General features: G+C 72.0%; 15 protein-coding genes. 8 read left to right on the top strand and 7 right to left on the bottom strand.

The window, feature by feature from the left end:
* Window positions 1-70: 70 nt before the first annotated feature.
* Both AB0M16_RS08805 and AB0M16_RS08800 read right to left on the bottom strand, forming a co-directional pair.
* Window positions 71-931, bottom strand: a complete 861-nt coding sequence (locus AB0M16_RS08805) for a polyphosphate kinase 2 family protein (RefSeq protein ID WP_365340359.1) — start codon at window positions 929-931, stop codon at window positions 71-73.
* Between the two features lie 27 nt (window positions 932-958).
* Window positions 959-1,579, bottom strand: a complete 621-nt coding sequence (locus AB0M16_RS08800; RefSeq protein WP_365340357.1) for a TetR family transcriptional regulator — start codon at window positions 1,577-1,579, stop codon at window positions 959-961.
* 77 nt (window positions 1,580-1,656) lie between these two features.
* Between AB0M16_RS08800 and AB0M16_RS08795 the strand changes: the two genes are divergently transcribed.
* A complete protein-coding gene (locus AB0M16_RS08795) occupies window positions 1,657-2,589 on the top strand; it encodes an oxidoreductase (RefSeq protein WP_365340355.1) in 933 nt (310 codons plus the stop codon).
* On the opposite strand, the gene AB0M16_RS08790 is transcribed toward AB0M16_RS08795, so the two are convergent.
* From AB0M16_RS08790 to zapE, 3 genes are all read right to left on the bottom strand, one after another.
* Window positions 2,590-3,957: an alkaline phosphatase PhoX gene (locus tag AB0M16_RS08790; protein ID WP_365340353.1), complete on the bottom strand. Its 1,368-nt coding sequence runs from the start codon at window positions 3,955-3,957 to the stop codon at window positions 2,590-2,592.
* Between the two features lie 114 nt (window positions 3,958-4,071).
* Window positions 4,072-4,497 carry an OsmC family protein gene (locus tag AB0M16_RS08785; protein WP_365340351.1) on the bottom strand — a complete coding sequence of 142 codons (426 nt, stop codon included), beginning with the start codon at window positions 4,495-4,497 and terminating at the stop codon, window positions 4,072-4,074.
* Between the two features lie 34 nt (window positions 4,498-4,531).
* Window positions 4,532-5,623 (bottom strand): cell division protein ZapE, encoded by a 1,092-nt coding sequence (zapE, locus tag AB0M16_RS08780; RefSeq protein ID WP_365340349.1) that lies wholly within the window; start codon window positions 5,621-5,623, stop codon window positions 4,532-4,534.
* A 36-nt stretch (window positions 5,624-5,659) separates the two neighbouring features.
* Between zapE and AB0M16_RS08775 the strand changes: the two genes are divergently transcribed.
* The 4 genes from AB0M16_RS08775 to msrB all read left to right on the top strand — a co-directional run bounded on the left by AB0M16_RS08775 (window position 5,660) and on the right by msrB (window position 9,007).
* Window positions 5,660-6,454, top strand: coding sequence for a pyrimidine reductase family protein (locus AB0M16_RS08775; RefSeq protein WP_365340347.1), 795 nt, complete (start codon window positions 5,660-5,662; stop codon window positions 6,452-6,454).
* A gap of 106 nt (window positions 6,455-6,560) precedes the next feature.
* Window positions 6,561-7,031 (top strand): indole-3-glycerol phosphate synthase, encoded by a 471-nt coding sequence (locus AB0M16_RS08770; protein ID WP_365340345.1) that lies wholly within the window; start codon window positions 6,561-6,563, stop codon window positions 7,029-7,031.
* Between the two features lie 133 nt (window positions 7,032-7,164).
* On the top strand, window positions 7,165-8,556 hold the full coding sequence (gene murC, locus AB0M16_RS08765; RefSeq protein ID WP_365340343.1) for a UDP-N-acetylmuramate--L-alanine ligase: 1,392 nt from the start codon (window positions 7,165-7,167) through the stop codon (window positions 8,554-8,556).
* Between the two features lie 43 nt (window positions 8,557-8,599).
* The gene (msrB, locus tag AB0M16_RS08760) at window positions 8,600-9,007 is read left to right on the top strand and encodes a peptide-methionine (R)-S-oxide reductase MsrB (protein ID WP_365340341.1); all 408 of its coding nucleotides are present in this window, start codon (window positions 8,600-8,602) and stop codon (window positions 9,005-9,007) included.
* A 57-nt stretch (window positions 9,008-9,064) separates the two neighbouring features.
* On the opposite strand, the gene AB0M16_RS08755 is transcribed toward msrB, so the two are convergent.
* Window positions 9,065-9,502 carry a Fur family transcriptional regulator gene (locus AB0M16_RS08755; protein WP_365340339.1) on the bottom strand — a complete coding sequence of 146 codons (438 nt, stop codon included), beginning with the start codon at window positions 9,500-9,502 and terminating at the stop codon, window positions 9,065-9,067.
* 187 nt (window positions 9,503-9,689) lie between these two features.
* Here AB0M16_RS08755 and katG point away from each other — a divergent pair, with 187 nt between their 5' ends.
* Window positions 9,690-11,915, top strand: coding sequence for a catalase/peroxidase HPI (gene katG, locus AB0M16_RS08750; protein WP_365340337.1), 2,226 nt, complete (start codon window positions 9,690-9,692; stop codon window positions 11,913-11,915).
* A 137-nt stretch (window positions 11,916-12,052) separates the two neighbouring features.
* On the opposite strand, the gene AB0M16_RS08745 is transcribed toward katG, so the two are convergent.
* Window positions 12,053-13,297 carry a serine hydrolase domain-containing protein gene (locus tag AB0M16_RS08745; protein ID WP_365340335.1) on the bottom strand — a complete coding sequence of 415 codons (1,245 nt, stop codon included), beginning with the start codon at window positions 13,295-13,297 and terminating at the stop codon, window positions 12,053-12,055.
* Between the two features lie 149 nt (window positions 13,298-13,446).
* On the opposite strand from AB0M16_RS08745, the gene AB0M16_RS08740 reads away from it, so the two are divergent.
* Window positions 13,447-14,190, top strand: a complete 744-nt coding sequence (locus tag AB0M16_RS08740) for a hyaluronoglucosaminidase (RefSeq protein ID WP_365340333.1) — start codon at window positions 13,447-13,449, stop codon at window positions 14,188-14,190.
* A 17-nt stretch (window positions 14,191-14,207) separates the two neighbouring features.
* Entirely contained in the window at window positions 14,208-14,480 is a 273-nt protein-coding gene (locus tag AB0M16_RS08735) for a hypothetical protein (RefSeq protein ID WP_365340331.1), read from the top strand.
* Window positions 14,481-14,494 lie beyond the last annotated feature (14 nt).

The raw sequence follows: 14,494 nt of genomic DNA, 5'->3' as shown, positions 1-14,494 counted from the left end.
GCGTTCGCGGCTCGACAGCAGCGGCGCCCGAGTCCACGCGGTGAGCTGACGCGCCATGGCCCGTGCGCGCTCAGGACTCCAGCAGTCGCGCCCGGCACTCCGCCACGTCGAAGTCGCCCTTCGGGTACTGCGGGTCCAGTTCCGCCAGGTGTTCGAGCAGCAGGGTGCTGATCGCCCAGTTGCGGTACCACTTGCGGTCGGCCGGGACCAGGTACCAGGGGGTGCGGTCGGTCGCGCAGCGCTCCAGGGCGAGTGCGTACGCCTTCTGGTAGGCGGGCCACAGGGCGCGTTCCGCGATGTCGCCCGGGTTGAACTTCCAGTGCTTCTCGGGATTGTCCAGGCGCTCCAGGAGCCGCTTGCGCTGCTCCTCGTACGAGATGTGGAGGAAGACCTTGACGACCGTGACGCCGTTGTCCGCGAGGGACTTCTCGAATCCCGCGATCTCGCCGTAGCGGTCCTCGATCTCGTCCCGCGGGACCAGCTCGCGGACGCGCGCGATCAGGACGTCCTCGTAGTGCGACCGGTCGAAGATGCCGATCTCGCCCGCCTGCGGGAGGGCGTTCGTGACGCGCCACAGGAAGGGGTGCCCGCTCTCCTCCTCGGTCGGGGCCTTGAAGGCGCGGATGCGGCAGCCCGAGGGGTTGAAGTGGCCGATCACGTGTTTGACCGTCCCGCCCTTGCCGCTGGTGTCCATGCCCTGGAGCACGAGGAGCAGCCGGCGCCGGTCGCCCGCCGTGCTCGCCGCGTACAGGCGCTCCTGCAGATCGGCGAGGAGGGGGCCCAGCTCGGCGGTGGCGGCCAGACCGGCCGCCTTGCCCTCCGGGCCGCCCGGGGTCGCCGAGGCGTCGTACGAGGCGAGGTTGACGGGTTCGCCGACCGGGAGCCTCAGCAACTCCCGCAGGGACTGGTCCGGCTGCTTCTTCTTCGGCATCTCGCGCCCTTCCCGTACGGCGGCCTCTTACCGATCCTGCGCGTCGAGCGCCGGGCGCACCACCGCGAAGGCCCGGTCGAGGAGCAGCAGCGGGTCCTCCGCCGCCTCGCTGTCCGCCCACCGCTGGAGCGCCGTGTGGAAGGCGACCAGCGCGGTCCCCGCCGCCAGCCGCGGGTACAGGTCGACGGCCGGGTCCTGGCCCTGGCGGCGGGCCAGCTCGCCCGCGAGCGTCTCGCGCCACTCGGCCTGCCGTTCCAGCAGGCGCCCGAGGAGTGCCGGGGTGCGCAGGATCAGCTGGACCACGCGCAGCGCGCGGGCCGCGTGGTCGGGCCGGTCCAGGGTGCAGGCGGCCAGCGGTACGGCGACGGCGTGCCGCAGCGACGCCGACGGCGGCTCGCCGGCCGGGCGCTCCGCGAGCGCCGCGTGGATCTCGGCGCCCATGCCGGAGAGGAACTGGACGACCACGTCCTCCTTGGAGGCGAAGTAGCGGAAGAAGGTCCGCTTCGACACCCCGGCCTCGGCCACGATCTCGTCCACCGTGACGGCGTCGAAGCCGCGCCGGGCGAGGAGCTGGAGTGCCGCCTCGGTCAGTTCGGTCGCGACGAGGAGGCGTTTGCGCTCGGCCAGCGTGAGGTTGTCGGACGTCATGCGCCGATCCTAGCCCGGCCCGCTGTCACTCGGGGAAGCTCTTGACACCAAGTGTCACGAGCGGCAGCGTGTGTCACATGACCCATGCGACAGAGCAGTGGAACGCCGACCGCATCCCCGACCTCACCGGGCGGATCTTCGTCGTCACCGGGGCCAACAGCGGCCTCGGCCTCGCCACCACCCGTGAGCTCGCCCGCCACGGCGGGCACGTCGTCCTCGCCGTCCGCGACGAGGGGAAGGGCAGCGCCGCCGCGCAGCGCATCACCGCCCAGGTCCCGGGCGCCCGGCTCGACGTCCGGCGGGTCGACCTCGCCGACCTCGACTCCGTACGGGACTTCGCCGGCGCGCTGCGCGCCGAGCACCCGCGCCTCGACGTGCTCGTCAACAACGCCGGCGTGATGGCACCGCCGCGCACCCTCAGCGCCCAGGGCCACGAGCTCCAGTTCGCCGCCAACCACCTCGGCCACTTCGCTCTCACCGGGCTGCTGCTCGACCGCCTCGCCGCCGGGCGCGACCCGAGGGTCGTCACCGTCAGCAGCCTCCAGCACCGCAAGGGGCGCATCGACTTCGACGACATCCACGGTTCCCGCCGCTACTCGCCCATGGGCCACTACAACCAGGCCAAGCTCGCCAACACCGTCTTCGGCCACGAGCTGCACCAGCGCCTCACCGCCGCCGGCAGTCCGGTGCGCAGCGTCCTCGCCCACCCCGGGTACACGGCCACCAACCTCCAGAACGACACCCCCGTCGCCCTGGTGCGGTGGGTGTTCGGGCGGATCCTCGGCCCACTGGTCGCCCAGGCCCCGGAGGTCGGCGCCCTGCCGCAGCTGTACGCGGCGACCGCGCCGCACGTCGAGGGCGGCGCGTTCCTCGGGCCGGACGGGCCCGGCGAACTGCGCGGCGCGCCCAGGCCGGTCGGCTACGCGCCGGCGGCGACCGATCCGGAGACCGGCCGCCGCCTGTGGGAGCTGTCCGAGCGGCTCACCGAGGTGCGGTACGCGCTCGGCTGATCAGCACCAGGGGCCCGTCACCGCGAACGTCGTCCCCGGCGTGTAGCAGTTCACGTACATCGTCGAGCCGTCCGGCGAGAACGTGACGCCCGCGAACTCGCCCCACTCCGGGGCGTCCGGGGTCCCGATGTTCTGCGCGCCGCGGGCCACCGGGTACACCTCGCCCTTCCGGCTCACGCCGAAGACGTGCTGCGCGCCGTCCCCGTCCTCGCAGACCATCAGACCGCCGGTCGGGGCGAGGCAGATGTTGTCCGGGGACTCGCCCGGCAGCCGCACGTCCGTGTCCGGGCCGAAGACGACGACGAGGGTGAGCCGGCGCCGGTGCGGTTCGTACTTCCACACCTGCCCGAAGTGGGTGCCCGCGGAGCCGTCCTTGGCGCGGGCGAACGACGACACGAAGTACACCGCCCCCGGACCGCCGCCGTTCCCGCCCCAGTAGCAGCCCTCCAGCTTCTGCGCGTGCGTGATGCCCTTCGGGCCGAAGTCCTGGAGCCTCACCGGGGTCCCGGCGGCCAGGGGATCCGGTACGGGCACCCACTCGACGCCCTCGAAGCGGGCACCCGTCTCCTGGACCGCCGACAGGTCCGGCACGCCCGGCACCCGCATCGCCTCCAGGGCGCCGCCCGCGCGCAGCGAACCGGTACCGCCGAGAGGCCTGTGCGGCAGGAAGCGGTAGAAGAGGCCGAAGGGTGCCTGGAAGGCGTCCTCGGTCTCGTAGACGATCCCGCTCCGCGGGTCGATCGCGACGGCCTCGTGCTGGAAGCGGCCCATCGCGGTGAGCGGCACCGCGCCCGTGCGGCGCGGATCGGCGCCGTCGACCTCGAAGACGAAGCCGTGGTCCTTCGTGTACCCGTTGGTCCCTGCCCGGTCCTCGGTCTCCTCGCAGGTCAGCCAGGTGTTCCAAGGGGTGGGCCCGCCCGCGCAGTTGACGGCGGTGCCGGCGATGGCGACCCGTTCGCCGAGCACGTCGTTCCGGCCGTCGAGTTCGAGGGCCGTGCAGCCGCCCTTGGCGGCCGGGTCGTAGGTGAGGCCCTCGACGGTCGGCACGCCGATGCGTCCGGTGACCCGGTTCTCGTGGTTCCGCACGAGATGCACCCGGCCGCGGCGGCCGGCGAAGGCGCCCATGCCGTCGTGGTTGCTCGGGACGGGTCCTTCGCCGGAGCGGAGCGGATCGCCCTGCCGGGAGAGGACCTTGTAGTGGAAGCCGGCGGGGAGGTCGAGCAGTCCGGCCGGGTCGGGGACCAGCGGACCGTACCCGGCCTGGTGGCCGAGCGCGGAGGCCGCGGCGGTGCCGCCGGCGAAGAGTTCGGAGAGGGCGCCGGTGAAGACGATGCCGGCGGCGAGGATCTGACGTCGTGTTGCGGACATGAGGCAACCCACTTCCTGTTGGCGGACAGGTGTGTGACGCGTGACCCGCATGTGTGTACCACGCACAGTGGTGGCACGTGAACCATGTGGGTCACGCGTTGCCCCAGGGGGTGCTCAGGCCAGCTCGGCCGTCAGCGTGATCGTCGTCCCCGTCAGCGCCTGGCTGACCGGGCAGTTCTTCTTGGCGTCCTCGGCGAGCGCCTGGAACTGGTCGGCGTCCAGGCCGGGCACCTCGCCGCGCACGGTCAGGTGGCTGCCCGTGATGCCCTCGCCGGGCACGAAGGTGACGTCGGCCCTGGTCTCCAGGCGGGTCGGCGGGTTGCCGGCCTTGGCCAGGATGTTGGAGAACGCCATGTTGTAGCAGGAGGAGTGCGCGGCGGCGATCAGCTCCTCGGGGCTGGTCACGCCGTTCGGCTCCTCGGTACGGGCCGGCCAGGACACCGGGTACGAGCCGATGCCGGAGGAGTCGAGCGTCACGACGCCCTTGCCCTTGAGGAGGTCGCCCTCCCAGACGTTGTGGGCGGTACGCGTAGCGGCCATGGTGTATCCCTTTCGATCGGGTATGGCCCCCAAGCTACTGCGCGACCAGTCCCTTCGCGTCCCGTGCGAGCGCGGTGAGCCGGGAGATCGCCCGGAAGTACTTCTTCCGGTACCCGCCGTTCAGCATCTCCTCGCTGAACAGCTTGTCGAAGGGCAGCCCCGAGGCGAGCACGGGTATCTCACGGTCGTAGAGGCGGTCGGCGAGCACGACGAGGCGCAGCGCGGTCGACTGGTCCGGGATCGGCTGCACGTCGGTGAGGCAGACGGCGGTCAGGTTGTCGGTCAGCGCGCCGTACCGGCTCGGGTGCACCCTGGCCAGGTGGTCGAGCAGGTGCGGGAAGTCGTCGAGCGAGGCACCCGGGGTGGCGTACGCGGTCTTCGCGACGACCTCGTCGGCGTACGGGGCCGGAGCCTCGGGCAGGCCGCGGTGACGGTAGTCCTCGCCGTCGATCCGCAGCGGCCGGAAGTGCGCCGACAGGCCCTGGATCTCGCGCAGGAAGTCGGCGGCGGCGAAGCGGCCCTCGCCGAGCTTGCCGGGCAGCGTGTTGGAGGTGGCGGCGAGGGCGACGCCGGCGTCGACCAGCTTGCCGAGCAGGGTGGAGACGAGCACCGTGTCGCCCGGGTCGTCCAGCTCGAACTCGTCGATGCACAGCAGCCGGTGCCCACTGAGCGTCTGCACGGTCTGCTGGAAGCCGAGGGCGCCCACCAGGTTCGTGAGCTCCACGAAGGTGCCGAAGGCCTTGAGCGAGGGCTCGGCAGGGGTGGCGTGCCAGAGGGAGGCGAGCAGGTGGGTCTTGCCGACGCCGTACCCGCCGTCGAGGTAGACCCCGCGCGGGCCGGTGGCGGCGGGCTTCTTCGGGGCCTTGGAGAACCAGCGGCGCTTGCCCGCGCCGGAGGCGTGGGCGCCGCCGAGACCCTCGGCGAACCCGCTGAGGACCTTGACGGCCTCGATCTGGCTGGGCTGGTTCGGGTCCGGGATGTACGTGTCGAAGCGCACGGCGTCGAAGCGGGGCGGCGGCACCATCTCCGCCACGAGGCGGTCGGCGGGGACATGCGGCTCTCGGGAGCAGAGCGAGAGCGGGGCCGCTTCGGTGGAAGCCGCTTCGGTTATGGCACGGGTCGACACAGTTCCCCACTGTAAGCGCCATGTCAGACTGCGGGGATGCGACGCCTGTTCCCTGTGACGGACATGACAGCCACCGACCATGCCGCGGGCACGGCGGACGCCTCGGACAGGGAGTGGTCCCTCGACGAGCTCGCCGACGCCTACACGTACCCGGCGGAGGCCGCCGGCACGCGCTGGCTGCGCGCCAACATGGTCTCCTCGCTCGACGGGGCCGGCCAGCACGAGGGCCGTTCCCAGCCGCTGTCCTCCGAGGCCGACATGCGGATCTTCGGCACCCTGCGGGGTCTGGCCGACGTGGTCGTGGTCGGCGCCGAGACCGTACGGAGCGAGGGCTACCGTCCGGCCCGGGCGCGGGACGCCTTCGCCGCCCGCCGGGCGGCGGCGGGGCAGGGGCCGGCGCCGGTGATCGCCGTCGTGACGGCCTCGCTGGACCTGGACTTCTCGCTTCCGCTTTTCGCCGAGCCGCTGGTGCCGACGCTGGTCCTGACGGGCGCCGCGTCCTCCCCGGAGCGTCGGGCGGAGGCCGAGCGGGCGGGTGCCGAGGTGCTGATCGTCGGCGACGGTCCCGGGGTCGAGCCGGAGCGGGCCGTGGCGGCTCTCGCGGAGCGTGGTCTGCGCCGCCAGCTGACCGAGGGCGGGCCCCGCCTGCTGGGCCAGTTCGTGGCCGCGGGGGTGCTCGACGAACTGTGCCTGACCGTCTCGCCGACCATGACCGCGGGCACCGCGCAGCGGATCGCCGGAGGCCCTGCCGTGGCGGTTCCGCAACGCTTCGCCGTGGCGTCGGTGCTGGAGCAGGACGGCTTCCTCTTCACCCGCTACCGTCGGATCTGACAATCGGCGGAATTTGTCGTTCCGCTTAGCGTCCGCTGGGCACACTTACTCTCGCAGTCCCCGTGCGGGCACGGGGAAGGATGGTTTCCGCAGAAGGGCTCCTGAGGTGTTCACAAGCGTTCTGATGATCGAGAAGCCCCTGACGGCCGTCGACGTGGACTTCGTCACCACCCTGCACGGCGACGAGGGTGTGTCCTTCATCGTTCTGATGCAGCCGCGCGGTGACCAGGCCGATGTACTGCTGCGCGCCATCGACGACGTGGCCATGGGCGAACTGAAGGAAGCGACCCGCGAGGGGGAGGAGCCCGAGGGCAAGGAGGCCAGGCCGCTCGCCGAGCAGGCCCTGGAGGTCTCCCTCCAGGCGCTGAGAAAGGCGGGCTGCGAGGCCGTGGGGCAGGTGGTCGAGGACCACCCCCTGGACAAGATGAAGTCCGTCGTGGAGGAGACGAACGCCGACGAGGTGATCGTGCTGACCGCGCCGCACTACGTGGAGGAGTTCTTCCACCGCGACTGGGCGTCCCGGGCGCGCCACAAGGTCGGGGTGCCGGTCCTGAAGCTGTTCGCGCACAGCGAGTGAGCGCGTAGGCGAGCCGGCGAGCGGGCTGCGGCAACGGCCGCCGGGGGTCCGAGGGCGTGCCGCCCGGGGCCCCCGGCGCCAGCCACTAGGCTGGAGGCTCGACATCCACACGCACCCCCGGGGAGAGAACCGCATGGCACCCGCCATCCCTGCCGCCATGGAACGGCCGCACTTCATCGGCATCGGCGGTGCCGGAATGTCGGGCATCGCGAAGATCCTCGCCCAGCGCGGCGCCAAGGTCGCGGGCAGCGACGCCAAGGAGTCCGCGACCGCCGAGTCGCTGCGCGCCCTGGGCGCCACCGTGCACATCGGCCACGCCGCCGAGCACCTGGCCGACGACGCCTCCGCCGTCGTCGTCTCCAGCGCCATCCGCGCCGACAACCCGGAGCTGGCCCGCGCCGCCGAGCTCGGCATCCCCGTCGTCCACCGCTCCGACGCGCTGGCCTCCCTCATGGACGGCCTGAGCGCGATCGCCGTCGCCGGCACGCACGGCAAGACGACGACCACGTCGATGCTGGCCGTCGCCCTCACCGAGCTCGGCCTCGACCCCTCGTACGCGATCGGCGGCGACCTCGCGGGCCCGGGCACGAACGCCCGGCACGGCGACGGCCGGGTCTTCGTCGCGGAGGCGGATGAAAGCGACCGCAGCTTCCAGAAGTACGACCCCGAGGTCGCCATCGTCCTCAACGTCGAGCTGGACCACCACGCGAACTACGCGTCGATGGACGAGATCTACGAGTCCTTCGAGGCCTTCGCCGCCAAGATCCGCCCCGGCGGCACCCTCGTCGTCGGCGAGCACGCGGGCGCCCGTGAGCTCGCCCGCCGGGTGGCGGGCCGCGAGGGTCTGACGGTGCTGACCGTCGGCGAGTCCGAGGACTCCGACGCCCGCATCCTGAAGATCGTGCCGAACGGCATGAAGAGCGAGGTCACCGTCGCCCTCGACGGCACCGAGCACACCTTCACGGTGTCCGTCCCCGGCCGCCACTACGCCCACAACGCCGCGGCCGCGCTCGTCGCCGGCTCCCGCGTGGGCATCGACCCGGCCGAGCTCGCCCAGGCGCTCACCGCCTACACCGGCGTCGGCCGCCGCCTCCAGCTCAAGGGCGAGGCCGCGGGCGTCCAGGTCATCGACTCGTACGCGCACCACCCGACCGAGATGACCGCCGACCTGGAGGCCATGCGCGGTGCCGCCGGAGCCTCCCGGCTGCTCGTCGTCTTCCAGCCGCACCTCTTCTCCCGTACCCAGGAGCTGGGCCGCGAGATGGGCGAGGCCCTCGGGCTCGCCGACGCGTCCGTGGTCCTGGACATCTACCCGGCCCGCGAGGACCCGATCCCGGGCGTCACCAGCGAGCTGATCGTCGCCGCGGCCCGTACGGCCGGGGCCGACGTCACGCCCGTCCACGACAAGGCCGCCGTCCCCGAGGTCGTCGCGGGAATGGCGAAGCCCGGCGACCTGGTTCTGACCATGGGGGCGGGCGACGTCACGGACCTGGGTCCGAAGATCCTCGCCCACCTGTCGAGCTGACGAAGAGCCGACCAGAGCTGACCAGCCGCTGAGGGAGCGAACGATGGCCTACGAGGTCGAGAAGACCGACGAGGAATGGCAGGCCGAGCTGACGCCGTCGGAGTACCAGGTGCTCCGGCTGGCCGGCACGGAGCCCGCCTTCCGCGGTGAGTACACGGACACGAAGACCAAGGGCGTCTACTCCTGCCGGGCGTGCGGCGCCGAGCTCTTCACGTCGAACGAGAAGTTCGAGTCGCACTGCGGCTGGCCGTCCTTCTTCGACCCGAAGGACAGCTCCGCCGTCGAGCTGCTCGCGGACACCTCCCACGGCATGATCCGCACCGAGGTGCGCTGCGCCCGCTGCGGCTCCCACCTCGGGCACGTCTTCGAGGGCGAGGGCTACCCGACCCCGACCGACCAGCGGTACTGCATCAACTCGATCTCGCTGCGGCTGGAGCCGGACGAGAGCTGAGCGGTACGGACCATGGACACCCACCTGAGCCGATCGGCGCCACGCGCGCCGGTCGGCTCAGCTGTTCTCGGCCACCGCTCCGGTGGCTCCGCACGCCGGACAGACCCCCCGGTACGTGACCTCCACGCCCGTCACCGTGAAGCCGTAGCGTTCCGCCTCCGGAAGTCCGTCCAGCGGATCGCCCACCGGGTGGACGTCGCGGACCGTGCCGCAGCCCGCGCAGACCAGGTGCTGGTGGGCCTGGTGGGCGTTCGGGTCGTAGCGCTTGGCGCGGCCCACGCTGGACACCTCGATCACCTCGCCGAGCGAGACGAGCTCGCCCAGCGTGTTGTACACCGTGGCGCGCGAGATCTCCGGCAGTCTCGCCGTGGCAAGGACGAGCACCTCGTCCGCGGTCAGGTGGATGTGCTCGCCGTCGAGGACCTCGGCGACCACGCGTCGCTGGGCGGTCATCCGCCAGCCACGTCGGCGAAGCCGTTCCAGCAGATTGCTCATGGTCACCAGCCTTGCTGTGCGAGTAATCCGTATGAGTCCGGCTGTCGTATTGACTTGGACTGGGTCCACCATAGGATCGACTCCAGTAGTAGCCAAGAGGGTGTGCGCCGGTCACACCGACGCCGTCACCCCGACGCCTCAGCAGTTCCCGAGCTCCGCGATCCGAATGGTTCGGAAGGAAAGACCGATGTCTGAGCAGAAGCACGATCCACTTGTCACCGAGAACGAGGCGGCGGCGGAAGGCACCGGCGGCTGCCCGGTCGCGCACGGCCGTGCCGCGCACCCCACCCAGGGCGGCGGCAACCGCCAGTGGTGGCCGGAGCGGCTCAACCTGAAGATCCTCGCCAAGAACCCCGCCGTGGCGAACCCCCTCGGTGAGGAGTTCGACTACGCGGAGGCCTTCAAGGCCCTCGACCTCGCCGCCGTGAAGCAGGACATCGCCGAGGTGCTCACCACCTCGCAGGACTGGTGGCCCGCCGACTTCGGCAACTACGGCCCGCTCATGATCCGGATGGCCTGGCACAGCGCCGGCACCTACCGCATCAGCGACGGCCGCGGCGGCGCCGGCGGCGGTCAGCAGCGCTTCGCCCCGCTGAACAGCTGGCCGGACAACGCGAGCCTCGACAAGGCCCGCCGCCTGCTCTGGCCGGTCAAGAAGAAGTACGGCAAGGCCATCTCCTGGGCCGACCTGATGATCCTCACCGGAAACGTGGCCCTCGAGACGATGGGCTTCGAGACCTTCGGCTTCGGCGGCGGCCGCGTCGACGAGTGGGAGCCGGACGAGGACGTCTACTGGGGCCCCGAGACCGAGTGGCTCGCCGACGAGCGCTACTCCGGCGACCGCGAGCTGGAGAACCCGCTCGCCGCCGTCCAGATGGGCCTCATCTACGTCAACCCCGAGGGTCCCAACGGCAACCCGGACCCGATCGCCGCCGCCCGCGACATCCGCGAGACCTTCGGGCGCATGGCGATGAACGACGAGGAGACCGTCGCGCTCATCGCCGGTGGCCACACCTTCGGCAAGACGCACGGCGCCGGCCCGGCCGACCACGTGGGCGACGACCCGGAGGCCGCGCCGATCGAGCAGCTCGGCCTCGGCTGGAAGAGCTCCTACGGCACGGGCGTGGGCAAGGACGCGATCACGTCCGGCCTGGAGGTCACCTGGACCGAGACGCCCACCCAGTGGGGCAACGGCTTCTTCAAGAACCTCTTCGAGTACGAGTACGAGCTCACCGAGAGCCCGGCCGGCGCGCACCAGTGGGTGGCGAAGAACGCCGAGGCGGTCATCCCGGACGCCTACGACGCGTCGAAGAAGCACCTGCCGACGATGCTCACCACCGACCTGTCGCTCAGGTTCGACCCGATCTACGAGCCGATCTCGCGCCGCTTCTACGAGAACCCGGACCAGTTCGCGGACGCCTTCGCCCGCGCCTGGTACAAGCTCACCCACCGCGACATGGGCCCGGTCGTGCGCTACCTCGGCCCCGAGGTCCCGAGCGAGGAGCTGCTCTGGCAGGACCCGCTGCCGGCGCGCCAGGGCGAGCCGATCGACGCCGCCGACATCGCCTCCCTCAAGGAGAAGATCCTCGGCTCCGACCTGTCGGTGACCCAGCTGGTCTCCGCCGCCTGGGCCGCCGCCTCCTCCTTCCGCGGCAGCGACAAGCGCGGCGGCGCCAACGGCGGTCGCATCCGCCTGGAGCCGCAGCGCAACTGGCAGGCCAACAACCCGGACGAGCTCGCCCAGGTGCTGCGCGTCCTGGAGGGCGTCCAGGAGTCCTTCAACGCGGCCGGCGGCAAGCAGGTCTCGATCGCCGACCTCGTCGTCCTCGCGGGCAGCGCGGCCGTCGAGAAGGCCGCCAAGGACGCCGGCTTCGACGTCGAGGTCCCGTTCTCCGCGGGCCGCGTCGACGCCTCCCAGGAGCAGACGGACGTCGAGTCCTTCGCCGCCCTGGAGCCGAGCGCGGACGGCTTCCGCAACTACCTGGGCAAGGGCCACCGCCTCCCCGCCGAGTACCTGCTCGTCGACAAGGCGAACCTGCTCACCCTGTCCGCCCCGGAGCTGACGGTCCTCGTCGGCGGTCTGCGCGTCCTGGGCGTCACCCAGCCGCAGTCCTCCCTCGGTGTCCTCACCGAGACCCCGGGCAAGCTGACGAACGACTTCTTCGTCAACCTGCTCGACCTGGACACCGTCTGGAAGTCCACCTCCGACGACCAGACCACGTTCGAGGCCCACGACGCCTCCGGCAAGGTCAAGTGGACCGGTACCCGTGCGGACCTGGTCTTCGGCGCCAACGCCGAGCTGCGCGCCGTCGCCGAGGTGTACGCCTCCGACGACGCCAAGGCGAAGTTCGTGACGGACTTCGTCGCGGCCTGGGCCAAGGTCATGGACCTGGACCGGTTCGACCTGCGCTGATCCCGGCGGGCGCCGGGGCCGACCCCAGGCGCTGACACGACGGAGCCCCGGGCGGGGAACCGCCCGGGGCTCCGCGCCGTCCCGGGGCGTCCGGGGACCCCTTCCCGGCGCCCTGCCGCGGCGCCGCCCTTCGACGGCTAGCCGAAGTCGGGGATGGGACGGGCCGGCGTCAGGGCGGCGGCGATGCGCTGCGCGACGGTGTGGGCCGTGTGCCCGCCCGCGGCCTTCGGCCCCAGCGTGGTCGACACGGCGATGGCCACGCGCTCGGCGGGCAGGTAGGCCATCGAGGCGGAGTAGCCGAAGAACAGCGGGTGCTGGGAGATCCAGTCGCCCAGGACCAGCACGCCCATGCCGTCGTGGGTGGCCTCGGTCTGCTCCCGGCAGACCTTCGCCGGACACTTCTCCGTGGCGTGGCCGAGGCCGACCGTCCCCGGGTTCAGCAGCTCCCGGTAGGACGCCGGGGAGAGCAGCTCGCCCGAGCCGATGGCGACGGCCGAGCGTTCCAGGTCGCAGATGTCCGTGGTCTGCACCGCGCCGGGCGCCGTGGTCCAGGACGGGTTCCAGAAGGTGGACTCCTCGTACGTCCCGCGGTCGGCGTCGAACGCGTGCAGGACGGGACTCGGGATCTCGGGCGTGAAGCCGTTGCGGGTCTCGCGCAGCCCGAGCGGCCCCGTGATCTCCCGCCGCAGCAGCACGTCGAGACGGGTCCCGGTGATCTTCTCCAGGGCCTCGCCGAGGAGCAGGAAGTTGGCGTGCGAGTAGCTCCAGTTGGTCCCCGGTTCGTACCACCGGGGCTTGCCGGCCGCGAGGGCCACCAGCTCCTTCGCCGTCCAGTGGCGGAACGGGTCGGCGGTGACGGCCTGCTGGAACTCGGGCAGGGGGACGTAGTCGACGAGACCGGTGGTCGACGCGCCCAGCATCCGCAGGGTGATCCGCTCACCGTCCTTCAGGTCGGGCAGCCAGCGCGCGACCGGGTCGTCGAGACGGACCTTGCCCTGGTCGACCAGCCGCAGCAGTGCCGTGCCCATGTAGCTGATGGCGATGTTGCCGTTCCGGAAGTGCATGGCGGGCTCGGCCGGGACCCCCGTCATCGACTCGCCGAGCGCCGACGTGAGGAGCTCGCGCCCGTCGACGGTGACCCGCACGATGACGGACTTGAGCCCCATCTCCGCCTTGGCCCGCTCGGCGACCCGCAGGACCTCCCGCGCCGGGCCACCGGCCGGCCGGGGCGAGCTGTCGCACTCCCCGCGGTGGTGGTGGCCGTCACCCCCGGCGCCGCCGGCGGCCGAGACCGGGGAGCCGAGGGCGAGGAGGACGCTGAGTGCGGTGAACGCGGTCGCGGCGGCGAGGCGCGGCCGCGACGGCAGGCGGGCTGGGCTCATGGCCGGAGTATCGAGCGCATGCGCGCGTCCGCCCGCCCGAGGTCGCCCGACGCGCAGGAACATCACCCGGACGTCCTGCCAGAATGACGCCCACAGAGATGGATCAAGGGGAGGGAAGACCGGGCATGACCGTCAGCAGGAGACTTTTCATGGGTGGGTTCACGGCCGGAGCCGTGACCGTGGCCGTCGGGGCGACGGCGGGGGAGGCCGGCGCCGCCGAGGCGGCCGGGCCGGTGGAGGCCTTCGCCGGAGAGGTGCAGGCCGAGCGCTTCACGACGAACTCGGGCGTCAACTCGGCCTTCCTCAAGACGACGTCCACCAGCGAGCACACCGCCACGTTCTACCAGGCCGCCACGAGCGGTTCCGGCGTCGCGCTCAACGTGGTCTCCGACAACCCCGGCACGTCGGCGATGTACCTGTCCGGTACGGAGACGGGCCGCGGCACCCTGAAGATCGCGCACCGCGGCTACACCGACGCCTCCGACGCCAACGCCGCCGCGCTCTCCATCGACCTCCAGACCCCCGGCGCGACCGACCCGGAGAAGCCCGGCACCGCCGCACAGGGCATCTACGTCACCGCCACCCACGGCCCCACCAGCGGCGCCCTGCTCGTGCTGCGCAACAACGCGGGTCTGGACGACCTCACCGTCAAGGGCACCGGCCTCATCGGCATCGGCATCGACCGCGGCGCCACCCCGCGCGCCCAGGTCCACATCGTGCAGCGCACCGGCAAGCCGGGCCTGCTCGTCGACGGCACCGTCGAGGTCGGCAACACCGCGACCCCGCCCACCGGCACCGTCTCGGCGGCCGGCGGCGGCACCCTCTACGCCCAGAACGGCGAACTGTGGTGGCGGGGTTCGGCCGGCACCCGTACCCGCATAGCCCCTGCATAAGGAAGAGAGAAGAACCTATGGTGCAGCTGACCCCCGACGAGTTGATCGCCGAGTTCCAGGACGCGGTCGTCGAGCTCTACTTCGCGCGCAAGCGCATCGTGGCCCTGGAGGCCGAGAACGCCGGCCTCAAGGCGCGGCTGTCCGCGCCCGTACCCGCGCAGGAAATGCCCGCCCCGCAGGAGGTGGCGCCCGCCGACGCGGCCCCCGAGGCCGCCCGCGACGCCGCAGTCGAGGCCGGCGGCGTCGGCGAGCAGTGGTTCTCGGCCGGGCCGGGGGAGCCGGGGGCGTAGCCCGCCGGCCCGTC

Source organism: Streptomyces sp. NPDC051921 (assembly GCF_040680975.1).
Taxonomy (GTDB): domain Bacteria; phylum Actinomycetota; class Actinomycetes; order Streptomycetales; family Streptomycetaceae; genus Streptomyces.
The sequence above is the reverse complement of the archived record's forward strand: the minus strand, read 5'-3'. Positions and strand labels throughout refer to the sequence as shown.